Genomic DNA, 23,873 nt, shown 5'->3' on the forward strand with positions numbered 1-23,873 from the left:
CTATAGGACGTGTGAACTATTTTATGTCCTGCTTATGATTGACCATGACCGCCTGTTTAAAGAGTTGCTCTCCACCTTTTTCATTGACTTTCTAGAGCTATTCATTCCCGAAATTGCCAGCACGATTGATCCTAATTCGATTGTCTTTCTGCAACAGGAGTATTTTGCAGATTTAGTCGAGGGTGAGGAGAAAGTCATTGATCTATTAGTTGAGGTGAAGCAGGCAGGTCGAGACGCGACCTTTCTTGTTCACGTTGAAGCCCAAGCATCCAGTCAAGCCAATTTTAATCGCAGGATGTTTCATTACTTTGCACGGCTGCATCAGCGGCATCTCAAGGATATCTATCCAATCGTGGTGTTTTCGTTTGAGCAGCCTTATCGAGCTGAACAGGATACTTACCAGGTTGAGTTCCCAAATTTAAGAGTGCTAGAGTTTCGCTTTCGGTCAATTCAACTGAATCGCTTGAATTGGCGTGACTTTCTTGATCAACCAAATCCAGTAGCAGCGGCATTAATGAGCAAGATGCAGATTGCACCGGGAGATCGTGCCAAGGTGAAGGCGGAATGCCTCCGCTTGCTGGCAACGTTGCGGTTAGACCCAGCTAGAATACGATTGATTTCAGGATTTGTGGATGCATACCTACGGCTGAATCAGCAAGAAGAGGCTAGGTTTCAGGAGGAGCTTGGTAAGCTAGAAGTAGGCGAACGGGAGGGCGTAATGCAAATTGTTACCAGTTGGATGGAGCAGGGAATTGAGCAGGGAATTGAGCAGGGAATTGAGCAGGGAATTGAGCAGGGAGCGCGATCGCTGATTCTCCGCCTTCTAACTCGGAAACTGGGTGAGATTCCCGATACGATGCGATCGCAAATCGAAGTATTGTCAGTTCTTCAACTCGAAGCACTGGGCGAAGTCTTGCTAGATTTTAGGGAAATCACTGACTTAGGCATTTGGCTACAAGAAAATCAGTAGGCGCGATCGCGGTAGTTGCACCCTGACCCTCTGTCCTAGCCCCCATGTTCCCTTAAAATCAACTTCCTAGCCAGCGCAGTGCAATAAACCCATCTTTAATCTTTACAGCAATGGTTCAAACTCCTGCTAAACCAGTCACTTTGGATGAATTCCTAAAGCTGCCAGAAACCAAACCTGCCAGCGAGTTCATCGATGGTCAAATCATCCAGAAGCCCATGCCTCAAGGAAAACATAGTTCAGTTCAGCTTGACCTGGGTGCAAGCATTAACTTGGCGCTCAAACCCCAGCGGATCGCCCGTGCCTATACTGAACTGCGCTGTACTTTTGGTGGTAGATCCGTCGTCCCCGATGTTGCGGTGTTTACCTGGGAACGCATTCCCCGCGATGACGATGGCAAAGTATCCAACGCCTTTCTAATTGCACCTGACTGGACAATTGAAATTCTTTCCCCCGACCAAAGCCAAACTAAAGTCGTTCGCAACATTCTTCATTGTCTTGCCCACGGTACTCAGATGGGCTGGTTGATTGACCCAGAGGAAGAACTGGTGTTTGTCTATTTTGCCGATCGCACTATTGCCGTCTTTGAAGAAACAAGTGAGCGCATCCCTGTTCCAGCTTTTGCCGAACCCTCTATACTCACGATTGGTCAACTATTCAGTTGGCTTGAGGAATAGAGGGAAGTTTTGTTGTAAAAACACTTCTGCCTCAGCGCGATCGCGAATTTCTCCATCTAACGTGGCATGGGTTAGCGCCTCTAAAATTTGCTTAAACTGACTGCCGGGTTCATAGCCCAGTGCCTTTAGTTCCTTACCATTAAGCGGCGGCTTGATCAGTGACCAGTCACTTAAGTAGCGCCAGATAGTTTTCCGCAGGACGTGAGTCCTTTGGAGGTCTTCGCCTACGCTGCGAACTGCCAATAGCACTAGCATTGGCACATCATAAAGCTTTAGCACCTGCACAATTTGACTCGGGAGCGAACCGTTGGATAACGCGGTTGAAAGATGCACTTCAGCCGCCGCCAAGTTTTTTAGGCGATCGCAGGTTTCCACAGGCAACTGCAACTCTGCCGCAACCTCTGCTCGATGCTCAAGCGGCAAGTGAGCCAACAGAATTTCTAACCGAAATAGCCAAGCAGGTAGAGGATTAGAATTCGATATTCCGCATTCGACATTCAACATTTTTATTGCGGTTTCCCCGCGCCGCAGTTGTCGCCGCAGTTGTCGCCACAAGTTCGCGTCGGCTTTCAAGCTGGGATGAATACAGGTCAGCGCCCCTAGATCCGCTAGTTGATGTAAAGCGGGGAGCCAGTAGGGAGCTTGCAAAATATACTTCAGTTCAGCTTTGAGGCGAGTTTGCAAAGCAGGGGTAGCAGCGTGAAAGTTAGGATTGGCAGGATCACGAACTTGCTGAAAGATGCCACTGGCGATCGCATAGCGAATTAACTGCTCCGTTTGTGGTTCGATCGTAAAGTCCAGCCGCACGGCAAACCGAACGGCTCGATAAATCCGGGTGGGGTCTTCAATAAAGCTGTTGGCATGAAGCACCCGAATTTGTCGAGTCTGCAAATCAAGCCTGCCACCAAAAAAATCTAGCAAATCCTCGTCCCGCGACTGAGTTAAACAAATTGCCAGCGCGTTCATCGTAAAATCCCGTCGATACAAATCTTGTTGAATGGAACCCGCCTTGACGACAGGGTTTGCCGCCGGATAAGGATAAACCTCCGTCCGCGCAGTCGCAACATCCACCCCCAACGAGTTGAAAACCGGATCATTTTGCCAAAGCAACGCCGCCGTTTGAAATTTGGTGTGAATTTCTAGCCGCGCTTGCGGATACTGAACTTGGAGCGATCTCGCTAGTTCCACACCCGCCCCCGCTTCAGCAATTTGATCACCGCCATCTACCACGAGATCAATATCCTCAATCAACAGAGTGTTCACATTAATCCGTGAATCAAGCAGCAAATCTCGGACTGCACCACCCACCAAAAAAAGCCGCCATCCCCGCTCCTCTGCGGCGGTTGTCGCACTCTTTAACAGATGCCACAGATCAGGAGCTAGGCGCGACTGTAGAAAAGAGCGGAAATGCGTCACGTTACCAGCCTGTGGCTCGGATTGATACCAAACTGTCCTATGTTCAATAACGGCTGCATGACCAAAGCCATAGTGAGCAGCGGTATCCAGATCGCGGCGAGAGATAGACCCGACGCGATCGCCCAATTGATCCAGAATTATTAGATCAGCCTCGCCAGAACCAAGCAGAATCTCCTGAGCCTGGGCGATCGTCGTATCAAACTGAATCGTGCCAACCGACCTAGCCATCAAATTATCCTCCGTAATCACCAGCCATTTAACACCTGACACCCGCTACCTGATACCCAACACCCAGTTGTGAAAGGTTAAGAAGAAAAACCCATCGGGCGTTTTCCAGCCATCTAAGGCGCGATGGTGGCTGGTGGGTCTACGCACATCCCGAAACCAGATGCCGCTTTCCGTTTCACTCTGTTTGAGATAAGGTCGCTCATTCGTGGCAAGAACAAAGGAGGCATGGAACCCACCCCATGAGCCGCCAATCGACTCAACCCCAGCACCCGCCTGAAAACCCTTAGCATATCGCTCAGCTTGATCGATCGCCGCAGAAACATTCTTCCGCCTGCGATTGGCGGTGATGATCTAGACCTGTGGATACCTCTTGACTGGCTACACCAGCATTGAGCGATGGTGGGAGTGAGTGTTCAGTGCGTATTTGCTCGTGAGTATTCATACGGGTCAATTCAAGCATCCACAGCGAAACACCGTAAACACAATCGTTGCCGATGCCACAGCACAGCCACTGCGGTTCACTCAGCACTCGCAGTCGGAACCAGGAACTCACTGGAAGAGTGCGTTGAACAATTTACGACTACTGCTTCAACCGTATTGGTGTTGGGGATGGTTAGAAGGCTGGTTGCAGGTGTTTTACCGTTCCTGGACTCAAGCGCGGGTTACATCAGTTAATGGACTGGATGAATACGTTCCGAATCGCTCCAATCCCTCTCCCGCAGACGTGACCGTCCTCATCTCAAATTCTCTCTCTAAAGTAACAAATGAGGGATTACTTAATGAGGGATTACTTGATGTAGATCACCTGTACGACTTGCCCGAATTCTTGATGCGTTCAGTTAATGCATAACTTTAATTAGATTGAAAGTTTCTGACAACACCCTAAAACGGATGAATGGCGAAATCTCTCTCTTTTTAGGGATGTAAATTAAATCAGCACTGAGAATATTAGAGAAGCATAAGATTCGCGGAGGCGACCCAAATGAGTCAGTTGAAAACAATTGCGATCGCTGGCGTTGCCAGTCTGTTGGGTGGGGTAATCTTTTCCGATATTCCCGCTAAAGCCCAAAGCTGTACCGCTTTGCCTGTTGTGGACGGCACCAGTACTCTAGTACAGAAATCAGTTTCTCCTCCCGGCACTGGAATTACTCGCAGCAATTGGAGTACTGATTTTGTGGTGCCCAGTAGCCAAAGTTTTAGGCGGTATGTTGCCCGAATTGTCCCCAAAAATGGTGGCGAATATGATGTTGCCATGTCTCTAAAATACAATAACGACACGGCAGATAACGCTTTCACCCGGACGATCAAATTAGTCGAAGGGAAGCCTTACAACATTCAAGGTGCCGCGAGAAGAAGCGCTACTCCTTATCAGGTGAATGTGAGCGTTGGTGGGTTGCGGGCGATTGGCAACACTTACACAGTCTCCACATTGGGCTGCAACTAGCAAGAAGTATCCCCAAGTCTACGAACAAAGCACGTAAGCTATTGGCGGTTGGCTTCAGCCCATTTCGTGATCCTTCGGTTGTGCTTCCACAGTGACTAGAACAGGAAGTAGCGTTGAGCCATGGGCAGGACGGTGGCGGGTTCACAGGTGAGGAACTCCCCATCGGCGCGGACTTCGTAGGTTTCGGAGGCTACTTCCATGTGGGGTAGGGCATCGTTGAGCTTCATGTCGCGCTTGGTCAGTTGGCGGATATGGGAGACGGCGATCGCTGTTTTCTGCAAGCCCAGTTGATCAGGAATGCCTTTTTTGAGTGCCGCTTTGGAAACAAAAGTGAGGGACGTGTGGGCGATCGCGACGAAACTGAGCCAATCCTGCTGAAGATTGGGAGCTACAATCGAGAGCACAGTCCAGAATGGCGACGGAAAAGCCGTGCTGTTCCAGGGCAGCAGCAATGTAGGCAAGCCCGATCGGGGGAATAATCCCACTCCCTGCCCGACGATGGTAAGGCGGATGGATTAACAGGACATCAATGCAGGACATAGGCTCAGACCGTTTCAATAGCACCCAAAGTTTTTAGAACCGATTTTTGTGCCTCACTGATGCCCGTGACATCGGTGATGTTCATGCGTTCATAAGGACGATCGCAGCGCAGGGTTGCAACACATTGCATCGTTTCCACCGACCATAGGCGCAGGGTTTCGTCACTACTGCTGGTGGCGATCGTCTGCCCATCGGGGCTGAATGCCACCGACCAGACTAGTTCCGTGTGACCCTCCATCACCGCCAGACACTCTCCCGTTTGCAGATCCCACAGACGGACGGTGCGATCAGTGCCCGTGCTTGCCAGCAGCGGTGCAGTGGGGCTGAATGCCACCGACCAGACTGCATTGGTATGACCTTTCAGGGTTTGCAAAGCTTCTCCGGTGGTTCCATCCCACAGGCGCACAGTGGTATCGGCACTGCTGCTTGCCAACAGGGAACCCTTCCCATTAAATGCCACACACCAGATGAGACTGCAATGCCCTGCTAAGGTTTGCAGGTAGTGTTCTAGACATGGGGGCACTATGGTCAAACCGCACGTCCAAATTCATAGCGATTGATAAACAATCCAATCACGACATCATGCAGCCACTCGGACTTAGAGAAGCAAATCGTCTTGCGAGCTATAGAGCTTCGCTCCGCCAAGGGCGTACGCTTGATTCGAGTTCGTAAGGTTAAGTGTTTCCGCTCAATTTTTTGGGTGTTCCACTTGCCAACTTGATGCTGATTTTCATCCAGCAACCGAGCATAGGCTCCCCAGCCGTCGGTGTAAAACGTTTGAATGCCAAATGGCTCTAACAAGGCTTTCAACTCCACCAACGCTTGGTCTTTGTGGTCTGCCAACACATACGCCAATACTTGCCCAGTTTCATGATCAATCGCGTGCCACAACCAGCGCTGCTGTTTTTTGGATTGGATAAAACTCCACATCTCGTCTGCTTCAGCTTCTTCAACCTGTTTGACCATGGTCACAGCCGTTGGCTTGAGTTGTTCTAATAGTGCTTGATTCACCTGTTCAAGATGACGATCTTTTTTTTAATGCTTCAATCACCGTAGTGGGGCTAATCTTGAGCACACGCGCCGTATCTCGAATTCCACTGCCGTTCATCGCCATATCGCAAATCTGTTGCTTCACGCTGGGTAAGTAGCCTCGGTAAGAATACTCCAAAACAAAACTGTGACGAGGGCATTCGGAGTTGCGGCATTTATAGCGTTGTTTGCCTTCAGCCGTCTTGCCGTGTTTAACGATGTTCGTGCTGTTGCATGCAGGACAATGTACAGGTTCAAGTACCATCGCAGTTTTTTCGGTTCATCTAACTTATTTGAGTTCTCTGATTCTCCCTAATTCTCATCCCCTTGTCTAGAACACTACCAACTAATTCTGAGACGAGGATCTACAACTGTAGTATGATTCAATTCAAAATCCTATACTACAAGCGTAATCTCATAAGCTTTAAAGACTCCAAAGTCAGATCTTATCGTTGACTCATTGCTGGGTTCGCAATGAGGTACTGTCAAAAAGAAGATGAGCAGAAGTTATCAATCAAGTACCGTTACCCTTCCCTCACAGATGCTTTTGTTTATCAACGTTGTCTAAGATAGCCAAAATCACAGTCTGAAACTGTCCCTAGAAGAAGGTTTCAGCCAATGTGGTAATTAATTGCCATGAACGGTGTCATACCCCAATGAGGGTTAAAAGTGGACAGTCCAAACCTACGGAGACTCAAACGAAAAAACTGCTAAAAAACCTTATGTAATAGAGTTTTTAGCCTAGAGGCTGCTTTTCCACTGCTAAACTAAGCCTGGATGGACGATCGCCCATCCAGGCGGGAATACTTGAGATCTAAGTAGTACGTCATAAGGCCGTGCTAGCTTCCGAAACCCACGATCGTCTATGAAAATCCTGCTAATTGAAGACGACCAACCTACAAGTTCAATGCTGGCTGAGCTGCTGATTGCTCAACATTACTTGGTTAACCGGGCAACGGATGGACAAATGGGGCTAGAGTTAGCCAGAGAATTTACTTATGACTTAATTCTGCTAGATGTAACACTGCCCAAATTGGATGGATTGAGTGTCTGCAAGCAGTTACGGGCAGAGGGTGACCAGTGCCCAATTTTACTGTTGACGGCTAACGCTAGTAGTCATGAGCGCGTTATGGGGCTAGATGCAGGAGCCAATGATTATGTAGTCAAGCCCTTCGATCCACCAGAGCTACTGGCGCGTGTGCGTGCCTTATTACGACGGGACGCTGCTACCATCTCGGTTTTGACCTGGGAAAATGTGCAGCTTGATACGGTCAGTAACGAAGTCACCTGTAATGGCGAGTCAGTGAGGCTCACCCACAAAGAATATTGTCTGCTGGAACTATTCTTGCTCAATCCCAAACGCATTTTTAGCCGTAGTGCGCTGCTCGATCGCCTGTGGGATTTTGCCGAACCGCCGGGAGAAGAAACCGTCAGCACTCATATTAAATGTTTGCGCCAAAAACTGAAAGCGGCAGGTGCCGCAGACTTAATTGAGACGGTTTACGGCTTGGGCTATCGACTCAGAACGCCCGCTCAGTCGGTACCCCCCCCCGCTTTAACCTTCACGGGGAAGCAACGGGAAGTCGCTCTTCAAACGGCTGTGACAATAACTTCTAGAGTCTGGGACAAGTATCGGGACAAGATTTTGGCACAGGTCATCGTCATAGAGACAGCGGCACAAGCCTTAACGATCGCTCAACTCAGCCCAAAAGAGCGACAACATGCCCAACAGGAGGCGCATAAATTAGCTGGATCGCTCGGTATCTTTGGTTTCATGGCTGGGTCGCAGTTGGCGCAAGCGTTGGAGGTGTTGCTGCAACCAACGGTGACATTGACGGATGTACAGGTGCAGCACATCGCCAAGCTGTCGGCATCGTTGCGGCAGATGCTGGAGCAGCCTCAGCCGACCCCTTCAACGGTAGAGTCAAGCGCCTACGCGCCGTTAATTTTAATCATTGATGATGACCTGATGTTGGCAGAACGGGTCAGGATAGAAGCGATCGCCTGGGGGCTGCGAGTCGAAGTTGCGACAGATTTAACCGTTGCCCGCAAAGCGATCGCCCAGTCTCCCCCCAATGTGATTCTGCTGGACTTGAATTTTCCGGGTGCGGAGAATGGGTTGATGCTGCTGCGGGAATTGATGCAGCGATCGCCCAAAATTCCAGTACTGGCATTCACGGGGCAGGGCGATTTAGCCAGCCGCTTAGAGGTGGTACGGTTGGGAGGCTGTGTCTTCTTACAAAAACCACTGCCAATCTATGAAATTCTGAAAGCCGTGACGGATGTGTTGCATCAAACGCAGGTGCCGCATTCCAACCGGGTGTTGGTGGTGGATGATGATGACGCGATCGCAGCCAACCTGACGCACTTACTGCAACCCTTTGGGGTAGAGGTCACTGGCTTGAGTGACCCTCACCAGTTCTGGCAGGTGCTGACAACCACTACTCCTAACCTACTGTTGCTAGATTTAGAAATGCCAGATTTCCATGGCGTGGAGCTATGTCAGGCAGTGCGGAGTGACCCTCAGTGGCAGCGGTTGCCGATTTTGTTTCTCTCTGCACATACCGCAGCGGCGGCGATCGATCGCGCCTTCACCGCTGGGGCTGACGACTACCTGAGTAAAGCCATGACGGCTACAGAGCTAGCCACGCGCATCATCCACCGCTTAAAGCGCAGCGGGTTTCAAACTGAGTAGCAGCGGGGAATATCTATGCGTTCTACGATCGACCGTCGATTGGCTCCTTATGGGGTAGCGATTGCTTCTACAGTGGTCGCGATCCTACTTTCCTTGTGGCTACAGCCCTTCCTGGAGCGCACTATTGGCGCATTCTTTTATATTGCTGTGATGGTAACTACCTTGTATGGTGGCTTTCGACCAGGCATGGTGACGATCGTCCTCTCGACTCTAGCCATCAACTATTTTTTCATACCGCCCCTTTACCAGCTCACAACGGCTGATCCTACCGATATCATCCGACTGGGAGTCTTTGCGCTGGTGTCCTTTGTCCTCAACCTGCTCAACAGCAATTTACAGCAAAGCAAAGCCACGATTAAGCAACTCAGTCAGCAGTCAATCCAGGAGAGCCGCGATCGCCTGCAAATGGCATTAGCCGCTGCCCAGATGGGGTTATGGGATTGGGATCTTGTCACCGGGGACATTGCTTGGTCGCCAGAGCATGAACAATTGTTTGGCTTCGCTCTCGGCAGCTTCGACGGTCGATATGAAACCTTTGAGGCTCGGCTGCATCCAGACGATCGCACCAAGGTCAGCGAGGCAATCCAGCAAGCGCTGCAGCACCATACCCTTTATCAGCATGAGTATCGCGTGATCTGGGCAGATGGCAGCGTGCATTGGCTGGAAGGTAGAGGGCAGGCAACCTATAACGAAGCCGGTCAAGCGGTGCAAATGTCCGGCACGATGATGAATATTGACCAGCGGAAACAGTCGGAAATGGCGCTTACTCGCAGTGAACAGCAACTCCGCGCCATTTTTGAGGCTGAACCCGAATGCGTCAAGATTGTCTCAGCCGACGGTGTGTTAGAGCAGATGAATCCTGCGGGACTTGCCATGATCGAAGCCGATCGTCTAGAGCAAGTACGTGGGCAGAATGTCTGTCCACTCATTGCCCCTGCCCACCAACAGTCATTTCTAGCGTTCATCCGTCAGGTCGCTGAGGGCAAACCAGGCACCTTAGAGTTTGAAATGATTGGCTTCCGGGGCACTCACTGTTGGTTAGAGTCCCATGCTGTGCCGTTACACTTTCCTGGTGAAGCAACCACGCAGGTGCTCGCCATCACACGCGATATTACTGAGCAGAAGCGAGCAGCAGCAGAAATCAAGCAGCTCAATGCTGATCTGGAAAAACGGGTTGCGGAACGTACCTTTGAACTCCAACAATCAAATACGCTCCTCAACAGCTTTTTCGACGCTGCGTCTTCGGCGGCGATCGGTCTCTGCATTCATGACCACGATCTGCGCTTTCTGCAAATCAATGAAACCCTTGCTGCCATTAATGGGCAGCCTGTAGAAAAGCATCTTGGTCGCACCGTTGCCGAGATTTTGCCCCAACTGGCACCCATTGTTGAACCCTTATTTCACCGCGTCCTTGCCACGGGACAGCCCATTCTCAATTTAGAAGTTTCTGGCGACGTACCGAGTCAACCTGGACTCATGCGGCATTGGTTAGCCTCTTACTTTCCGATTTTGGATGAAACCAATGCAGTCAGAGCGATCGGCGTGATTGTGGTGGAAATCAGCGATCGCAAACGCACTGAGGCAGCCTTAATCGCATCCCAGTCAAGGTTCGCTGGTATTGTAGACATTGCGAATGATGCCATTATCTCGATTGATGCACAGCAACAAATCACCTTATTTAACAAAGGAGCTGAGAAGATTTTTGGCTATGCAGCAGCAGCAGTCATGGGTCAGCCGTTGAGCCTGCTTTTACCAGAACGTTTTGCTCAAAGCCATCCGCGTCATGTCAGCGGTTTTACGGAAGCACCTGACGTTGCTCGACCAATGGGAGAGCGCAGTGAGCTTTCCGGTCGCCGCAAAGACGGCAGTGAGTTTCCTGCCGAAGCCTCAATTTCTCGCTTGACGCTGGGCAACGAACGAATTTTTACGGCTATTCTGCGAGACATCAGCGATCGCAAACAAGCCGAAGCCGCTCAAGCTCGCTTAGCCGCTATTATTGCCTCCTCCCAAGATGCCATCATCAGCAAAACGCTGGATGGCGTGGTCGTAAGCTGGAATGCCAGCGCCGAGAGACTGTTTGGCTACTCAGCCGCAGAGGCGATCGGTCAATCCATTGGGTTGATCATTCCCGCAGATCGACTGGGTGAAGAAGTACAGCTCTTAACCCAGGTCCGCCAGGGAGAGTCGATTCAGCAATACGAAACTGTGCGGCGGCGCAAAGACGGCACAATAATTGACATTGCGCTCACGCTTTCACCCGTAAGAGATGCCAAAGGCACCATTGTCGGTGCGTCCAAAATTGCTCGTGATATCACCCAGCAACGCACGCTCGATCGGATGAAGAATGAATTTATCTCCATCGTGAGTCACGAACTCCGCACCCCGCTCACTGCCATTCGCGGCTCGCTGGGCTTAATTCTGCGGGGAGTCTATGATAAAAAGCCCGACAAAAAACACCGCATGATTGAAATTGCCGCTGAACAGAGCGATCGCCTGGTGCGCCTGGTCAACGACATCCTCGACCTGCAACGGCTAGAATCCGGCAGCATGAAACTAGCCCTGCAAGCCTGCGATGCCGCTGCCCTGATGCAGCAAGCGGCTGACGCGATGCGAACCTATGCCGAAGAGCACCAGGTTCACCTCAACGTTGCGCCCCTACCGATCGCCGTTTGGGCAGCCCCCGATGCCATGATCCAGATTCTCACCAACTTGTTGAGCAACGCCATCAAATTCTCGCCGATCTGTGGACAAATTTGGTTAAGCGTAGAGCCAGTGCTTCAAGCGGAGGGCACAGGGATGAGAGAAGCACCCGACTCTTATCCCTCCGTCCGGTTCGCCGTCAAAGATCTGGGGCGGGGGATTCCTTCAGACAAGCTAGAAACTGTTTTTGAGCGTTTTCAGCAAGTTGATGCGTCTGATTCTCGTGATAAGGGCGGCACCGGACTCGGTCTGGCGATCTGTCGCAAAATGATTGAGCAGCACAACGGACGCATTTGGGTCGAGAGCCGTTTAGGAGAAGGAAGTACGTTTTACTTCACATGGCCGATGGTAGAAGAGGACGCAGGAGCAAAGGGGACACAATGCCAGCCAAACGGATACTCGTAATTGATGATGAGACAGTCATTCTAGAAGTCATTCAGGGTTGCCTGGAAGAGTTGGGCGACATGGAAGTCCTCATAGCAGCATCAGGCATCGAGGGCTTGCAGGTGGCTCAGACTGCCCTGCCTGATGGAATTTTGTTGGATGTTTCGATGCCCGGTATGGATGGGTTCACGGTACTGCGGCAGTTGCAAGCAAATGCCATGACGCAGAAGATTCCTGTCGTGCTGCTAACTGCTAGAGTGCAACCAGAAGACCGGGCGGCCTTTGCTCAAACAGGTGTTGCAGGGGTGATTTTGAAGCCCTTTGACCCGATCGCTCTGGCAGATCAAGTAGCAGCAGTGTTTGAGTGGACGCTGTGACGGTCAGCCATGATTCATGACGGACTTCAAAGTTTCTTCAAACTCTTTCTCTAGGATGAAGTCAAATTCATCTCAAAGAGTCAGCGAGTGTCCACCAAACAAATTTTAGTCATTGACGATGAAGCGGCAGTGCAGGAAGTGGTTCAAAGCTGCTTTGAGGAGTTGGCTGGGTGGACAGTGATCACGGCTAATTCTGGCAAAGCAGGCTTAGAGCAAGCTCTGGCAAAAAAGCCCGATGCGATCGTGTTGGATGTGCTGATGCCTGATATCGATGGCATTACGCTGCTGCGCCAGTTGAAAGTAGATCCGACCACAGAAGCGATTCCTGTCGTGCTGCTGACGATCGCGAGTGACTTTACTGACCCCGGTGGTTGTGTTGCTTTGGGAGCTGTAGGCGCTATCGCCAAACCCTTTGATCCATTTGATTTGGTTGAGCAAGTAGCCGACTTGCTCGGTTGGGCGTTAGAGCAACAAGAGGACGGTCTGTGAATTTCTATAGGACTCAGGTACAACCATTGGAAGACGAGCATTTAAGGGTCCCTATGAGTCTGCAACCATCTGAGTACAGCGCCCATGACCTTGCCAGATTAGAAGCACTCGCCCGTTATCAGATTCTAGATACAGCCGCTGAAGCTGCTTATGACGATTTAACCCAGTTGGCGGCTCAACTTTGCGGGACTCCAATCGCCCTGGTTTCTCTCATCGATCGCGATCGACAATGGTTTAAGTCGAGAGTCGGCTTAACGGTCTCGGAAACACCGCTCGCGATCGCTTTTTGCAGTCACACAATTTTGCAGGCAGACCCCCTGGTTGTGCAAGATACGCTCCTGGATGAGCGCTTTGCGACCAACCCGCTGGTAACTGGCGACCCCAACATCCGGTTTTATGCGGGCATCCCGTTAACGACCCCAGACCACTATCGCATCGGTACGCTCTGCGTGATTGATCGAGTATCTCGTCAACTCAGCTCTGAACAAATGCAAGCACTGCAAGTGCTCAGTCGCCAAGTGGTTAGCCAGTTGGAGTTTCGTCGCCATTTGGCGGTATTGCAAGCAAGCGAACGTCACTTACAGCAAAAAGTTCAGCAAGAAAAGTTAGTGCGAGTGGTGACGGAACGCATTCGCCAATCTCTCGATCTTGACACGATCCTGGCCACGACTGTCACGGAAATCCGTCAAGTGTTGCAGACCGATCGGGTGTTGCTGTTTCAACTCAAGTCAGATGGTTCAGGATACGTGGTGCAAGAGTCGGTCGATACCCACTGGCAGGCGATTCTAGGAAGAAATTTGGTTGATCCCTGTTTCCAAGCCAACTATATCCAGAAATATTTTGAGGGGCGCATCAGTGCCGTTGCCGATATCAACGACGGTAGCATTCAGCCCTGCTATGCCGAGTATCTTAAACAGTTCGATGTGCGGGCAAATCTGGTCGTGCCCATTCTTCAAACGGGGCATCTGTGGGGCTTGTTGATTGCCCATCAATGCGCCCAGCCGCGCCAATGGTCTGAAGACGAAATTCAATTGCTGAAACTACTGGCAGATCAGGTGGCGATCGCCCTTCACCAAGCCTCCCTCTATCAACAAGTGCAAACTGAACTCGCAGACCGCATCCACACGCAAGCCCAACTGCGGGAGCAGGCAATGCTGCTGGATGTCGCGACTGATGCTATCGTCGTGCGGGATCTCAACCATCAGATTACCTTCTGGAATCACGGGGCAGAACGGTTATACGGCTGGTCAAGCGAAGAAGTGTCTGGTCGATCTGCGACTGAAGTGTTGTATCGAGAGCCATCCTCCCAGTTGGAAGACATCTACCAGATCGTCCTTTTCCACGGAGCTTGGCAGGGCGAATTGACCCAACTCACAAAGGCTCAGCAGGAAGTGATTGTTGCCAGCCGTTGGAGCCTGGTACGCCACCCCAATGGGCAACCCAAAGCCTTTTTGATTGTGAACACGGACATTACGCAGAAAACGCTGCTGGAACGGCAGTTTCTCCGCACTCAGCGCTTGGAAAGCATTGGCACCCTGGCAAGTGGGATTGCCCATGATTTGAATAATGTGCTGGCACCCATCCTGATGGCGGTACCACTGTTAGAAATGCAGCCGGAAAGTGCTAAACGCCAGCAATGGCTGGAGGTGATTGATGTCAGTGCCAGACGGGGCGCAAGTTTGGTGAAGCAAGTGCTGACCTTTGCCCGCGGCACCGAAGGCGAGCGATCGCTTCTAGAAATGAAACATCTCATTCATGAAATCAAACACATTGCTGAGGAAACCTTTCCGAAAGCCATCAATGTCATGACCGATGTGCCGAATGAGCTATGGACGATTTGGGGCGATGTGACCCAGATGCATCAAGTTCTCATGAATCTGTGTGTCAATGCCCGTGATGCTATGCCCAACGGGGGGCTACTCCGCATCAGCGCTGAGAATTGTGAGCTTGAAGCACAGGATGCCCGCCTTAATTGGGGCGCGCAGGCAGGCGCTTGTATCATGCTCACGATTACTGATACAGGCTCAGGCATAGCGTCAGACGTTCTCGATCGGATCTTTGACCCTTTCTTCACCACCAAAGCAGTGGGTCAGGGTACAGGTTTGGGGTTGTCTACCGTGATGACGATTGTCAAAAACCATCATGGGTTTATGACGGTCGCCAGCCATGTAGGGAGCGGCACTCAGTTCAAAGTGTATTTGCCAGCAGTACCAGCCAGCGAACAGCAGTCATCGTTCATCGCAGCACCTCTCCATGGGTCAGGAGAGTGGATTTTGCTGGCAGATGATGAAGACGCTATTCGGGAGGCAACCAAAACGATGCTAGAAGCCCATGGGTATCAAGTGTTCACCGCGAGTAATGGGATTGAAGCGATCGCCCTCTACACTCAGCATCAAGATGATATCCAGCTCGCGCTCATGAACATCATGATGCCTACCATGGATGGAGCCACCGCAATTCGCACTCTGCAAGCCATCAATCCGCAGCTTAAAATTGTCGCTACCAGTGGGTTAACCACCCGTGAAGCCCTTGCCGAGATGGGGCTTCAGGTTGATCACTGCTTGTTAAAGCCTTTTACTGCCCCAGAGTTACTCCTTGTCCTACAGCAGCAACTCAAGGCTTGAGACCGATTTTGGATCAAAAAGTATTGTGCACAGAGATGCCTGACTTCAAAGTTTCCTCAAACTTTTTCTCTAACTTGGAGGCATGGAAAAGCGGTTGCTCCCAGCGATCGTTTCTCTATTCACTGCCTCGCTTTGCGGAAGCGATCAAATCATGCCTCTCTGCCTGTGTTGCTCTCACCCCCTTGCGGCGTCACATTCGTCAACAACAGATGTATTGGTTTTGCCGCCATTGCTGGCAAGAAATGCCCGCCCTAATAGAGACTCCCTACCAGAACCCAGTCGCTCCATCACTACGTGATTCCGTAGGCTCTTTCCAGTTGTGTAGAAATATCGATTTCACTTCTCCTTCTGCCAGCTTGAGAAAAGAGATTGAAAATGGAGCTTACTTCTCACAAGGTAGGTCGCTTGAATTGCAAAAGTAAGCTTCTTTATTTCTTGCTTTTTCGGATTTTACCTCTATCCATATCAGCATATATTTGCCAGGAGTTTAATTGATCAGCCTCGTTAATTTCATATACCCTGGGAGACTTAATAAGGCATAAATTGCAGACATAACTTTAAAGGATACGCACCATAATAGTCTTATTTACTAAGCTAAATAGAGCCAAATATAATTGAATTAAAAGGATGAATATCAGCGTGATACTTATCCTTTTTTATATAAAAGTTTTGATGCCCTTATATCACCAATTTTTCTAGTTAAACTAAGATCAAAAAAATGAGTTTTGCTCATGTCTATACTTTCATCCTAAATTCTAGAAAAATATTAAGGAACCGGATCGGTAAAATTACATATGGCTCCGATATAAAAGCTTAACTTTATTGACTGCTCCACTGACTAAGACATTACAGATTTGCACATATTTTTAATCTAAAATCAGATTGGTATTCAGTTTTTTAGCTCATTACTATCATTATTTCACAAAACTTAATGTTCCTGTAGAGTGCTGATTAGGCAAAGTATATAAACAATGAGTTTGTTGTTAAATCTGAAAGCCAAGACCTTAATAGAACAGACGTTTTAAGGCTTAAATCTAGGTTTACACTCCGTAAATAAAATTAATACTTGGTGCTTTTAGATCAACTGTTGAGGTGACTTTATACTTCTTTTAACTAGCCAGTAGATGCAGGATTTTTAGTCGGATTTAAAGATATTTTTTCAATCAAATTCTACGTGTTAACTCTGTTGTTCCACATTATTTTGCTTGTTATAAATGGGTTATTAAATGAACACTAAAACCTGAAAGGACTGCGAGTGATGGCTTTAGATCCGCACGATTTTATGAGCAAGATGTCCGATCGCATCAGCTTTACTACTACTGATCGAGAATTGTTGAAATCAAGTGCTAGCTGGGGTGCTGAAATTGCCCCTGATATGGCTGATCATTTCTACGCGTTCATGGGGCGCGACGAAGAGATGAATGCCATTCTGAATGCTTCCGAAGGTCGCGTTCATCGCTTACGAGAAACCTTTGTTGATTGGTTTGGCGAAATGTTTACAGGGATGGATAATTGGGGTAATAGCTATGCCGATCGCCGCTGGCGTATTGGTTTAATCCATGTCCGCATTGGGATTGGTCCACAACATGTTGTTCCGGCAATGGCGGTGGTGGTGCAAGCCGTGGGTGAGCGATTACGTGCGGAAGGTAAGTCTGCGGCACTGCAAGAATCTCTGAGCAAGATTTGCATGATTGATCTCGCATTTATTGAGCAGGCTTACGTTGAAGTAGCTGCCGCCGCCGTACTGAAAGAAACAGGCTGGACTGAAGGTCTATTCAGACGATTAATTACATCTGGCGCAGGCGCAATGTAAGCACAATGCTCATAGATCAGAAGCGCTCTCAACCGAACCAATCCTGCTCACAATTCCGCAGTTTTTGCCACATGACTTGTTTGCAGTTTAGCTCGGTCAACAAAGCACCCATTCCAGCACGACTCTCTGAACCTTGTATGCTTGCGGCAAGCCAAAGGAAGGCAGAATCAGCAGGCGATTTATGTGACCTGACCTTAGCGTTGCTGGTCACCCAATCTGATTAAAAACTTTGATCTAGGCTCAAGCAAATCATCCAGCTTGATAGCCAGAGAGACATCATTGTTAATCCAAGCAGCGAAATAGAGATCGCTCAGTATTTGGATTTATATCTCTAAAACCACCTGCTTTTTGCCCATTAGAAGCATTAACGTTGTCGCTCCAAATTGTCCATTCTGAAAATCTCTCAGGTGTTTATTATGCCTACTGTTGATATTCCTGTTTCTAATCAATTGCGTTCTGATCTGGGTGACGTTAGCAGTATTATTTGTTTCAAAGCGGTTGTCGTGGGTGTTGAAGAAGCATTAGGAGAAAAAGCAGCGGCGATTTCTCTCATCTCAGCCGGACGCGCACGCGGCAAAGAGCTAGTGAATAATTTAGGCTTCTCTGGCAGCAACCTTGATCCAGAAGCCATCACTGCTCTGATGCAGAAAGCCTTAGGAAAGGATGGGACTCGTCTTTGTCTGGTCGATAAGGTTAGCCAGGATGGAGAGGTCATTCACGTCTTCTGTCGCGAAACAGTCTGCTCTGCTGGTGAGCCTCAAGGCTCGAATCGCCATCTGACCTTCACACTAGGGGCGATTCAAGGCGTTCTAGAGAAAATTACTGGCAAGCGGTTACGGGGCAAGCAAACCGAGTCTGTGCTGCGCGGTGGCAGTCACGATGTCCTGGAATTTGTGACTCTGGGCTAACGGGTTCAATTAAATCTTCACTTTACACACCATCACTTACACTTCAACAAGGAAAATCATCATGGCGATCAACATTGAAAAACTCAGCAGCGTCCTCCAAAACTTTGTCAGTTCAACGAGCGATGTCGAAGGGGCAGCTATTGTCACCCCCGACGGCTTGCCCCTGGCAACAAGCTTACCAAGAGCAATCGACGAAGAACGGGCAGCCGCGATGTCTGCTGCCATGCTCTCACTCGGCGAACGCATTAGTAGTGAATTTGCCCGAGGGGAAGTGGATCGCATCTTTGTCGAAGGCAACAAAGGCTATGGCATCCTGACGAGTTGCGGAACCGATGCCGTCTTTCTGGTTCTTGCGAGTCAGTCTGCAAAACAGGGGTTGCTCATGCTGGAAATTAAGCGAGCATTAGGCGAATTAAAACTGATTCTCGCCTAGCGATCGCGTAATACAAGTGACGGGCGAGTGTTATCATCAACCGCAATGAAGCACCTGCCCACTTCTCTCAACCTTTCTCTGTAAATGGCTACACATCTCGTTTTCAGGCTAAGGAAACTTCATGGAGATTATGCGTCTGGTGGTGACGGGTCCAGTGGGTGCTGGCAAGTCCACCTTTATTCGTTCTGTAAGTGAAATCGCCGTGGTCGATACAGACCGACGGGCGACCGATGAGACCGCTCTGCTAAAGCAAAAAACGACCGTGGCCTTTGATTTTGGGCGGTTGTCCTTTGGACCTGAAATGGCATTGCATCTCTATGGCACCCCCGGACAAGCCCGATTTGATTTCATGTGGGACATTCTGATTCAAAAAGCGCACGCTTATATTCTCTTAGTCGCCGCCCATCGACCGAGTGAATTTATTGATGCCCGTCGCATTCGAGCCTTTATGCGCCAGCGATCTTCCGCCCCCATGATGATTGGGTTAACCCACATGGATGCACCAGAGGCATGGGATCTTGAAGATGCAGCGATCGCGCTCGGTTATTTAAATCCGAACAGACGACCCCCGATCATCGCCGTAGACCCCACCCAAAGCGCCTCGGTAGCACAAGCCGTCATCACCCTAGTGCAACATTCCATGCAAGAGTGCTTGGTGTAGCAACCCGCTGAAACCCCCAACTTCTGAAACCCACAACGTTGAACCTGGTAAGGAAAAACAGTATGGCAGTGACTGGCTATTTATCCGAGTTCTCCCTGGCAGAACTCTTCAATTTTTTGGATCAGGGTAACAAAACAGGCTTACTCACCCTCTGTACGCTCTCCGACGCGCAGCCTAAGGATCGCGAGAATCACTACATTTGGTTCAATCAAGGGCGGATTGTGGCAGCGGCCAATCGGCTCGACCAGCATGGGTTAGCTTACATGATTGGGCAACGGGGTTGGCTGGGTGAACATACCGCCTTGCGCGTCGCTCAGACCTGTGCAGCGACCACGCCCATCGGTCTGAGCCTGAAGACCCAAGGCTTGTTGACCGTGGAGCAACTCAAGCTGCTGTTTTACACCCAGGTGATGCGGCAGGTCTGTACGTTATTTGCGCTCAAGGATGCCTGGTTTCAATTTGATGGCAAAGCGCCGCTCCCGTTTGCTGAGATGACAGGCTTAAATGCGCCAGCTTCAGAAGTGACTTTGGCGGCTCTGCGTGTGCTGAAGGATTGGAGTGCGCTGGCGAGCAAACTACCGGAACCAACTTCAGCCGTGATGAGCATTATTGAGGGTAAACCGCAACAGAAACTAAACCAAACGGAGTGGCAACTTTGGGAGTTTGCGAATGGGACGATCGCTTGCAAGGAGATTGCTCAACAACTGCAATTACCGTTGGAGAAGGTGCAACAAATCGCGTTTCGGTTGGTGACCGCAGGGTTAGTGGAGGAAGTCCCGTTAGTTACAGCGAGACCGGCGACAAAACCAGACGTGCTGGCGGTGGAGACGGCGGCGATGGAAACAACGACGGTCAGCCACTCTTTTCTACACCATCTGGTCGGGTTTCTCAAAGGCAAAGTTTAGCCGTATCTCACTTTTACCTAGCAACGAAACAGAAATCAATTCTAAAGCTAAATTCCTTATCAAGTGAGTGGAAGATTCGGTTGTAGAAGTGCTTTTCTCGAATCTCTTCCCAGAGATGCCTGTTGGGCATCACCTCTTGGCTATAAGCAGGTTGTGGCAGTAATCGAATGTTTTCTGAAATCTGTCAGCACTTGGCTCGATGCTATCTTGCTCAATTCAGATGCTCCAAAAACAGATTCATTATGACTGTGTTGGCAAACGGTAAGACCAAACTGCACAGTCTACCCAGGTATCCGCTCCGCAGATGACGCTCCACTAGTCCGATGATGTCGAGTAGCTCATGCTCTAACAAATGCTCGGCGCGTGGGTCTTCCAGGGCCTAATGGCTGCGCTTCTCAATCCTCCCGTTTTTAGTACCGCCTTTACTACGATCTCAATTTATGCACATCTGGGTATTAGTCGTCCGATTTACTATCGCTACATCAATGCCAACCTAGTACTAAAATGCCAACCCAGGACTAAATTAGCCTCGAAACGTAACTTCGCTAGGGTCAGGTAAAATTACTTTGCCTTTACAACCCCACGAAACATATTCATACCGCAGGTAAAAATGTATTCACCAGGTTTAGCAGGCGTGAATTCGATCGCTGTTACTTGATTCAAAGCCAGATCAGCGGCAATCCGAAAATCGGGTAGCAGCACTTTCTCCAGGCAACTGCTGGGATCTCGGCGGAAGAAATTAAGTTGTACAGGCTGTCCAGCTTTCACCACCACTTGACTGGGTTCATAGCCGCCATCGACTTGAATGGTTAATTTCTGCACTCCTTGGTCTAGAGTGGATTGCTTGGCTTTGGGTTTGCTCAGCAGAAACCACCAAAGCTCCAATCCAATCAGGGACAGTCCTGCTGCGGCTACACCGAGCTTGACCCCTAAAGGTTGCTCAAGCCGTTCAAATTGCCCTTGAGATGTTGAATGTGACCCTGGCATTTCAGCCGCTTCTATCCTGGATGTCGTTCCTAGAAGTAGCCCTAAGCCAGCTAAACCACCTAGAATCTTGCGTTTGCTCAACATTGATAAACTCCTTTAGCTTGAGACAAGCTATGTCAACGTCTTGGGCTGGAAGTTGCGTAACCGCAACGCGTTTGTTACGACTGAAACAGAACTGAACGCCATTGCGGCTCCGGCAATGATGGGGCTGAGCAGCCAGCCGAATATGGGGTATAAAATTCCAGCCGCGATCGGAATTCCAGCCACGTTATAGATGAAGGCAAAGAAGAGATTTTGGCGAATGTTCCGCATGGTGGCGTGGCTCAGTTGAATCGCAGTGATGATGCCTTGTAGATCACCAGAAATGAGAGTGATGTCACTGGCCGCGATCGCCACGTCAGTGCCAGTGCCGAGCGCAATCCCGACTTGAGCTTGAGCCAACGCTGGAGCATCGTTAATGCCATCCCCAACCATTGCCACAATTTTGCCTTCCGATTGGAGCTTGTAAACCTGAGCCGCTTTCTGGTCGGGTCGCACTTCCGCAAACACACGCCCAATGCCAACTTCACGAGCGATCGTTTCTGCGGTCTGATGATTATCTCCAGTCATCATCACCACTTCTAAGCCCATCCGTTGTAAAGCACGAATGGCTTGAGCCGACGAGGGCTTGAGAGCATCGGCAATGCCCATCAATCCTTGAAGTTCGCCATTAACGGCAATCAAAATGGCAGTTTTGCCTGAAGATTCCAATCGATCCTTGTTCTGTTGCAATGCTTGAGTGTCAATGCCCAGCTCTTGCATCCAACGCCTGGTGCCAATTTGAATCAACTGATCTGAGATCCTGCCTTGTACGCCGCTGCCCGCAATTGCCTCAAACTCCTGAACGTCTTTTAGTGCGACTTCTTGAGACTGGGCATAGCGAACTACAGCTTCTGCCAAGGGGTGTTCAGAATTACGCTCCACCGAGGCTGCCAGTTGCAAGAGTTTAAGTTCGTTACCGTTTGCTGTTCCAATGGTCGTGATGAAGTCTGTGACCGTAGGCTGACCTTGCGTCAGGGTTCCAGTCTTATCCAGCACGATCGTCTGGATCTTATGGGCAAGCTCCAAGCTTTCTGCCCCTTTAATCAAGATGCCATGCTCTGCTCCTTTGCCCGTGCCCACCATGACTGAAGTGGGGGTTGCCAGTCCTAACGCGCAGGGACAGGCAATAATCAACACTTCCACCATCGTGATCAATGCCAAGCTGAAGTTGCCCATGATGGTGAACCAAAGGACAAAGGTGGCGATCGCAATAGCAATCACGGCAGGCACAAACCAGGCTGTCACCTGATCCGCCAGTCGCTGAATCGGAGCTTTTGAGCCTTGCGCCTGCTGCACCAACTTGACGATTTGTGCCAGAAAAGTATCTCGACCAACTCGCGTTGCCTGAAACTTGAAGCTGCCAGTTGTGTTGATTGTGGCTCCAATGACCTCATCGCCCGCCTGCTTCTTGACTGGCATACTCTCGCCCGTCACCATTGCCTCATCAATGGTTGAAGTGCCTTCAATCACTTTGCCATCGACGGGTATTTTTTCACCAGGACGCACGACGACAATATCCCCTAGCTGTACTTCTGCAATCGGGACTTCCATCTCTTGTCCGTTGCGAATAATCCGTGCATCTCTCGCTTGTAGCCCCATCAGTTTGCGGATTGCATCAGAGGTTTGTCCTCGTGCTCGATTCTCAAATAAGCGTCCGAGTAGAATTAGCGTGATGACGATCGCTGCGGTCTCGTAATAAACACTGGGCATCAACCCCTGCGACGTGAGAAAGCCAGGGTTAATGGTGACAAACAGCGAGTAAAAGTAAGCTGCACTGGTACCCAAGGCAATCAACGTATCCATTGTGGCAGTGTGGCGCTTGAGAGCTTTCCAGCCGTTGGTGTAAAACGATCGACCGCACCAAAACTGCACTGGGGCTGTGAGAATCGCCTGGAACCAGAAGTTGTGCAGCCATGCTGGAATGAAGGGTAAATCTAGCCCGGTCATCATCGGCAGTGACCCAAACAGCAATACTGTACTGATGATGGCTCCCACCCAAACCTTGCGAGTTAAATCTCGCGATTCTGTCAACCGTGCCGCTTTTTCGGCATCGTCTTCGCCCGTTACCATCGCCGACTCTTGCAGAGAGAACGCAGCATAACCAGCTTCGCTAACAGCCTCTTGAATTGCCTCTAAATCTGTGCGCTGTGGATCATACGTGACGGTTGCTTGTTCGGCACCGAAGTTGACGTTCGCGATCGTCACCCCTGGCACAGTCTGAATCGCTTGCTCAATATTGTTGGCACAGGAGGCACAACTCATGCCTCGCAGTTTCAATGTAGTAGTGTCCATGTTAATAAAGCCTAAGTAACGGTATAGCCTGCGGCAACGATCGCCTCTTTCACTGTCGCTTCAGGCTGTTGAGTGTCGATTTTGACTTGTTTTGTTTTCAGATCTGCATCCACCGTTGCAGTTGAATCGATTGAAGTTACCGCATTCGTAATCGTGGTAGCACAGGCAGAACACGCCATATTCGGAACGTTGAATTCGAGTGTCATCATGTCAATCCTTGAAT

22 protein-coding genes are annotated in these 23,873 nt (G+C 49.9%); 15 read left to right on the forward strand and 7 right to left on the reverse strand.

Features of this window, described 5'->3' with window-relative positions:
* Positions 1-34 precede the first annotated feature (34 nt).
* Positions 35-970, forward strand: a complete 936-nt coding sequence (locus AC1S5B_RS17520) for an Rpn family recombination-promoting nuclease/putative transposase (protein ID WP_482036988.1) — start codon at positions 35-37, stop codon at positions 968-970.
* A gap of 110 nt (positions 971-1,080) precedes the next feature.
* Positions 1,081-1,644, forward strand: coding sequence for a Uma2 family endonuclease (locus AC1S5B_RS17525; RefSeq protein ID WP_482036989.1), 564 nt, complete (start codon positions 1,081-1,083; stop codon positions 1,642-1,644).
* Here the strand turns inward: AC1S5B_RS17525 and AC1S5B_RS17530 are convergent.
* A complete protein-coding gene (locus AC1S5B_RS17530) occupies positions 1,621-3,288 on the reverse strand; it encodes a hypothetical protein (protein ID WP_482036990.1) in 1,668 nt (555 codons plus the stop codon). The genes AC1S5B_RS17525 and AC1S5B_RS17530 overlap by 24 nt on opposite strands.
* A 430-nt stretch (positions 3,289-3,718) precedes the next feature.
* On the opposite strand from AC1S5B_RS17530, the gene AC1S5B_RS17535 reads away from it, so the two are divergent.
* Complete coding sequence (locus tag AC1S5B_RS17535) at positions 3,719-4,138, forward strand: hypothetical protein (RefSeq protein WP_482036991.1); 420 nt, start codon at positions 3,719-3,721, stop codon at positions 4,136-4,138.
* 132 nt (positions 4,139-4,270) lie between these two features.
* Positions 4,271-4,732: a hypothetical protein gene (locus AC1S5B_RS17540; RefSeq protein ID WP_482036992.1), complete on the forward strand. Its 462-nt coding sequence runs from the start codon at positions 4,271-4,273 to the stop codon at positions 4,730-4,732.
* Positions 4,733-4,827: 95 nt separating this feature from the next.
* On the opposite strand, the gene AC1S5B_RS17545 is transcribed toward AC1S5B_RS17540, so the two are convergent.
* The 3 genes from AC1S5B_RS17545 to AC1S5B_RS17555 form a co-directional block, all read right to left on the reverse strand.
* Complete coding sequence (locus AC1S5B_RS17545; protein WP_482036993.1) at positions 4,828-5,217, reverse strand: hypothetical protein; 390 nt, start codon at positions 5,215-5,217, stop codon at positions 4,828-4,830.
* 59 nt (positions 5,218-5,276) lie between these two features.
* Positions 5,277-5,795 carry a WD40 repeat domain-containing protein gene (locus tag AC1S5B_RS17550; protein WP_482037107.1) on the reverse strand — a complete coding sequence of 173 codons (519 nt, stop codon included), beginning with the start codon at positions 5,793-5,795 and terminating at the stop codon, positions 5,277-5,279.
* Positions 5,796-5,800: 5 nt separating this feature from the next.
* A protein-coding gene (locus AC1S5B_RS17555; protein WP_482036994.1) for an IS1 family transposase occupies positions 5,801-6,566 on the reverse strand; the annotation gives its coding sequence in 2 pieces (ribosomal slippage) (positions 5,801-6,307 and positions 6,309-6,566; 765 coding nt in all).
* Positions 6,567-7,166: 600 nt separating this feature from the next.
* Here AC1S5B_RS17555 and AC1S5B_RS17560 point away from each other — a divergent pair.
* The 11 genes from AC1S5B_RS17560 (at position 7,167) to AC1S5B_RS17610 (ending at position 20,290) form a co-directional block, all read left to right on the forward strand.
* Positions 7,167-8,996, forward strand: coding sequence for a response regulator (locus AC1S5B_RS17560; protein WP_482036995.1), 1,830 nt, complete (start codon positions 7,167-7,169; stop codon positions 8,994-8,996).
* A 15-nt stretch (positions 8,997-9,011) separates the two neighbouring features.
* Positions 9,012-12,101, forward strand: coding sequence for a PAS domain S-box protein (locus AC1S5B_RS17565; RefSeq protein WP_482036996.1), 3,090 nt, complete (start codon positions 9,012-9,014; stop codon positions 12,099-12,101).
* Positions 12,077-12,457 carry a response regulator gene (locus tag AC1S5B_RS17570; protein WP_482036997.1) on the forward strand — a complete coding sequence of 127 codons (381 nt, stop codon included), beginning with the start codon at positions 12,077-12,079 and terminating at the stop codon, positions 12,455-12,457. Before AC1S5B_RS17565 ends, AC1S5B_RS17570 begins: the two co-directional genes overlap by 25 nt.
* 87 nt (positions 12,458-12,544) lie before the next feature.
* Positions 12,545-12,946, forward strand: a complete 402-nt coding sequence (locus AC1S5B_RS17575; RefSeq protein WP_482036998.1) for a response regulator — start codon at positions 12,545-12,547, stop codon at positions 12,944-12,946.
* 53 nt (positions 12,947-12,999) lie between these two features.
* Positions 13,000-15,570 carry a GAF domain-containing protein gene (locus AC1S5B_RS17580; RefSeq protein WP_482036999.1) on the forward strand — a complete coding sequence of 857 codons (2,571 nt, stop codon included), beginning with the start codon at positions 13,000-13,002 and terminating at the stop codon, positions 15,568-15,570.
* 1,258 nt (positions 15,571-16,828) lie between these two features.
* The gene (locus AC1S5B_RS17585; protein WP_482037000.1) at positions 16,829-17,383 is read left to right on the forward strand and encodes a protoglobin domain-containing protein; all 555 of its coding nucleotides are present in this window, start codon (positions 16,829-16,831) and stop codon (positions 17,381-17,383) included.
* Positions 17,384-17,454: 71 nt separating this feature from the next.
* Complete coding sequence (locus AC1S5B_RS17590) at positions 17,455-17,607, forward strand: hypothetical protein (protein WP_482037001.1); 153 nt, start codon at positions 17,455-17,457, stop codon at positions 17,605-17,607.
* Positions 17,608-17,799: 192 nt separating this feature from the next.
* Positions 17,800-18,291, forward strand: coding sequence for a hypothetical protein (locus tag AC1S5B_RS17595; RefSeq protein WP_482037002.1), 492 nt, complete (start codon positions 17,800-17,802; stop codon positions 18,289-18,291).
* A 61-nt stretch (positions 18,292-18,352) separates the two neighbouring features.
* Positions 18,353-18,724, forward strand: coding sequence for a roadblock/LC7 domain-containing protein (locus tag AC1S5B_RS17600; protein ID WP_482037003.1), 372 nt, complete (start codon positions 18,353-18,355; stop codon positions 18,722-18,724).
* A 121-nt stretch (positions 18,725-18,845) separates the two neighbouring features.
* A complete protein-coding gene (locus tag AC1S5B_RS17605) occupies positions 18,846-19,385 on the forward strand; it encodes a GTP-binding protein (RefSeq protein ID WP_482037004.1) in 540 nt (179 codons plus the stop codon).
* A 62-nt stretch (positions 19,386-19,447) separates the two neighbouring features.
* Complete coding sequence (locus AC1S5B_RS17610; protein ID WP_482037005.1) at positions 19,448-20,290, forward strand: DUF4388 domain-containing protein; 843 nt, start codon at positions 19,448-19,450, stop codon at positions 20,288-20,290.
* A gap of 561 nt (positions 20,291-20,851) precedes the next feature.
* On the opposite strand, the gene AC1S5B_RS17615 is transcribed toward AC1S5B_RS17610, so the two are convergent.
* From AC1S5B_RS17615 to AC1S5B_RS17625, 3 genes are read right to left on the reverse strand one after another with little or no spacing between them, the layout of a single operon-like run.
* On the reverse strand, positions 20,852-21,361 hold the full coding sequence (locus AC1S5B_RS17615; protein WP_482037006.1) for a cupredoxin domain-containing protein: 510 nt from the start codon (positions 21,359-21,361) through the stop codon (positions 20,852-20,854).
* Positions 21,362-21,388: 27 nt separating this feature from the next.
* Positions 21,389-23,650, reverse strand: coding sequence for a heavy metal translocating P-type ATPase (locus AC1S5B_RS17620; protein WP_482037007.1), 2,262 nt, complete (start codon positions 23,648-23,650; stop codon positions 21,389-21,391).
* 11 nt (positions 23,651-23,661) lie between these two features.
* Entirely contained in the window at positions 23,662-23,859 is a 198-nt protein-coding gene (locus AC1S5B_RS17625) for a heavy-metal-associated domain-containing protein (RefSeq protein WP_482037008.1), read from the reverse strand.
* Positions 23,860-23,873 lie beyond the last annotated feature (14 nt).

It is taken from the genome of Leptolyngbya sp. CALU 1928 (genome assembly GCF_056784215.1).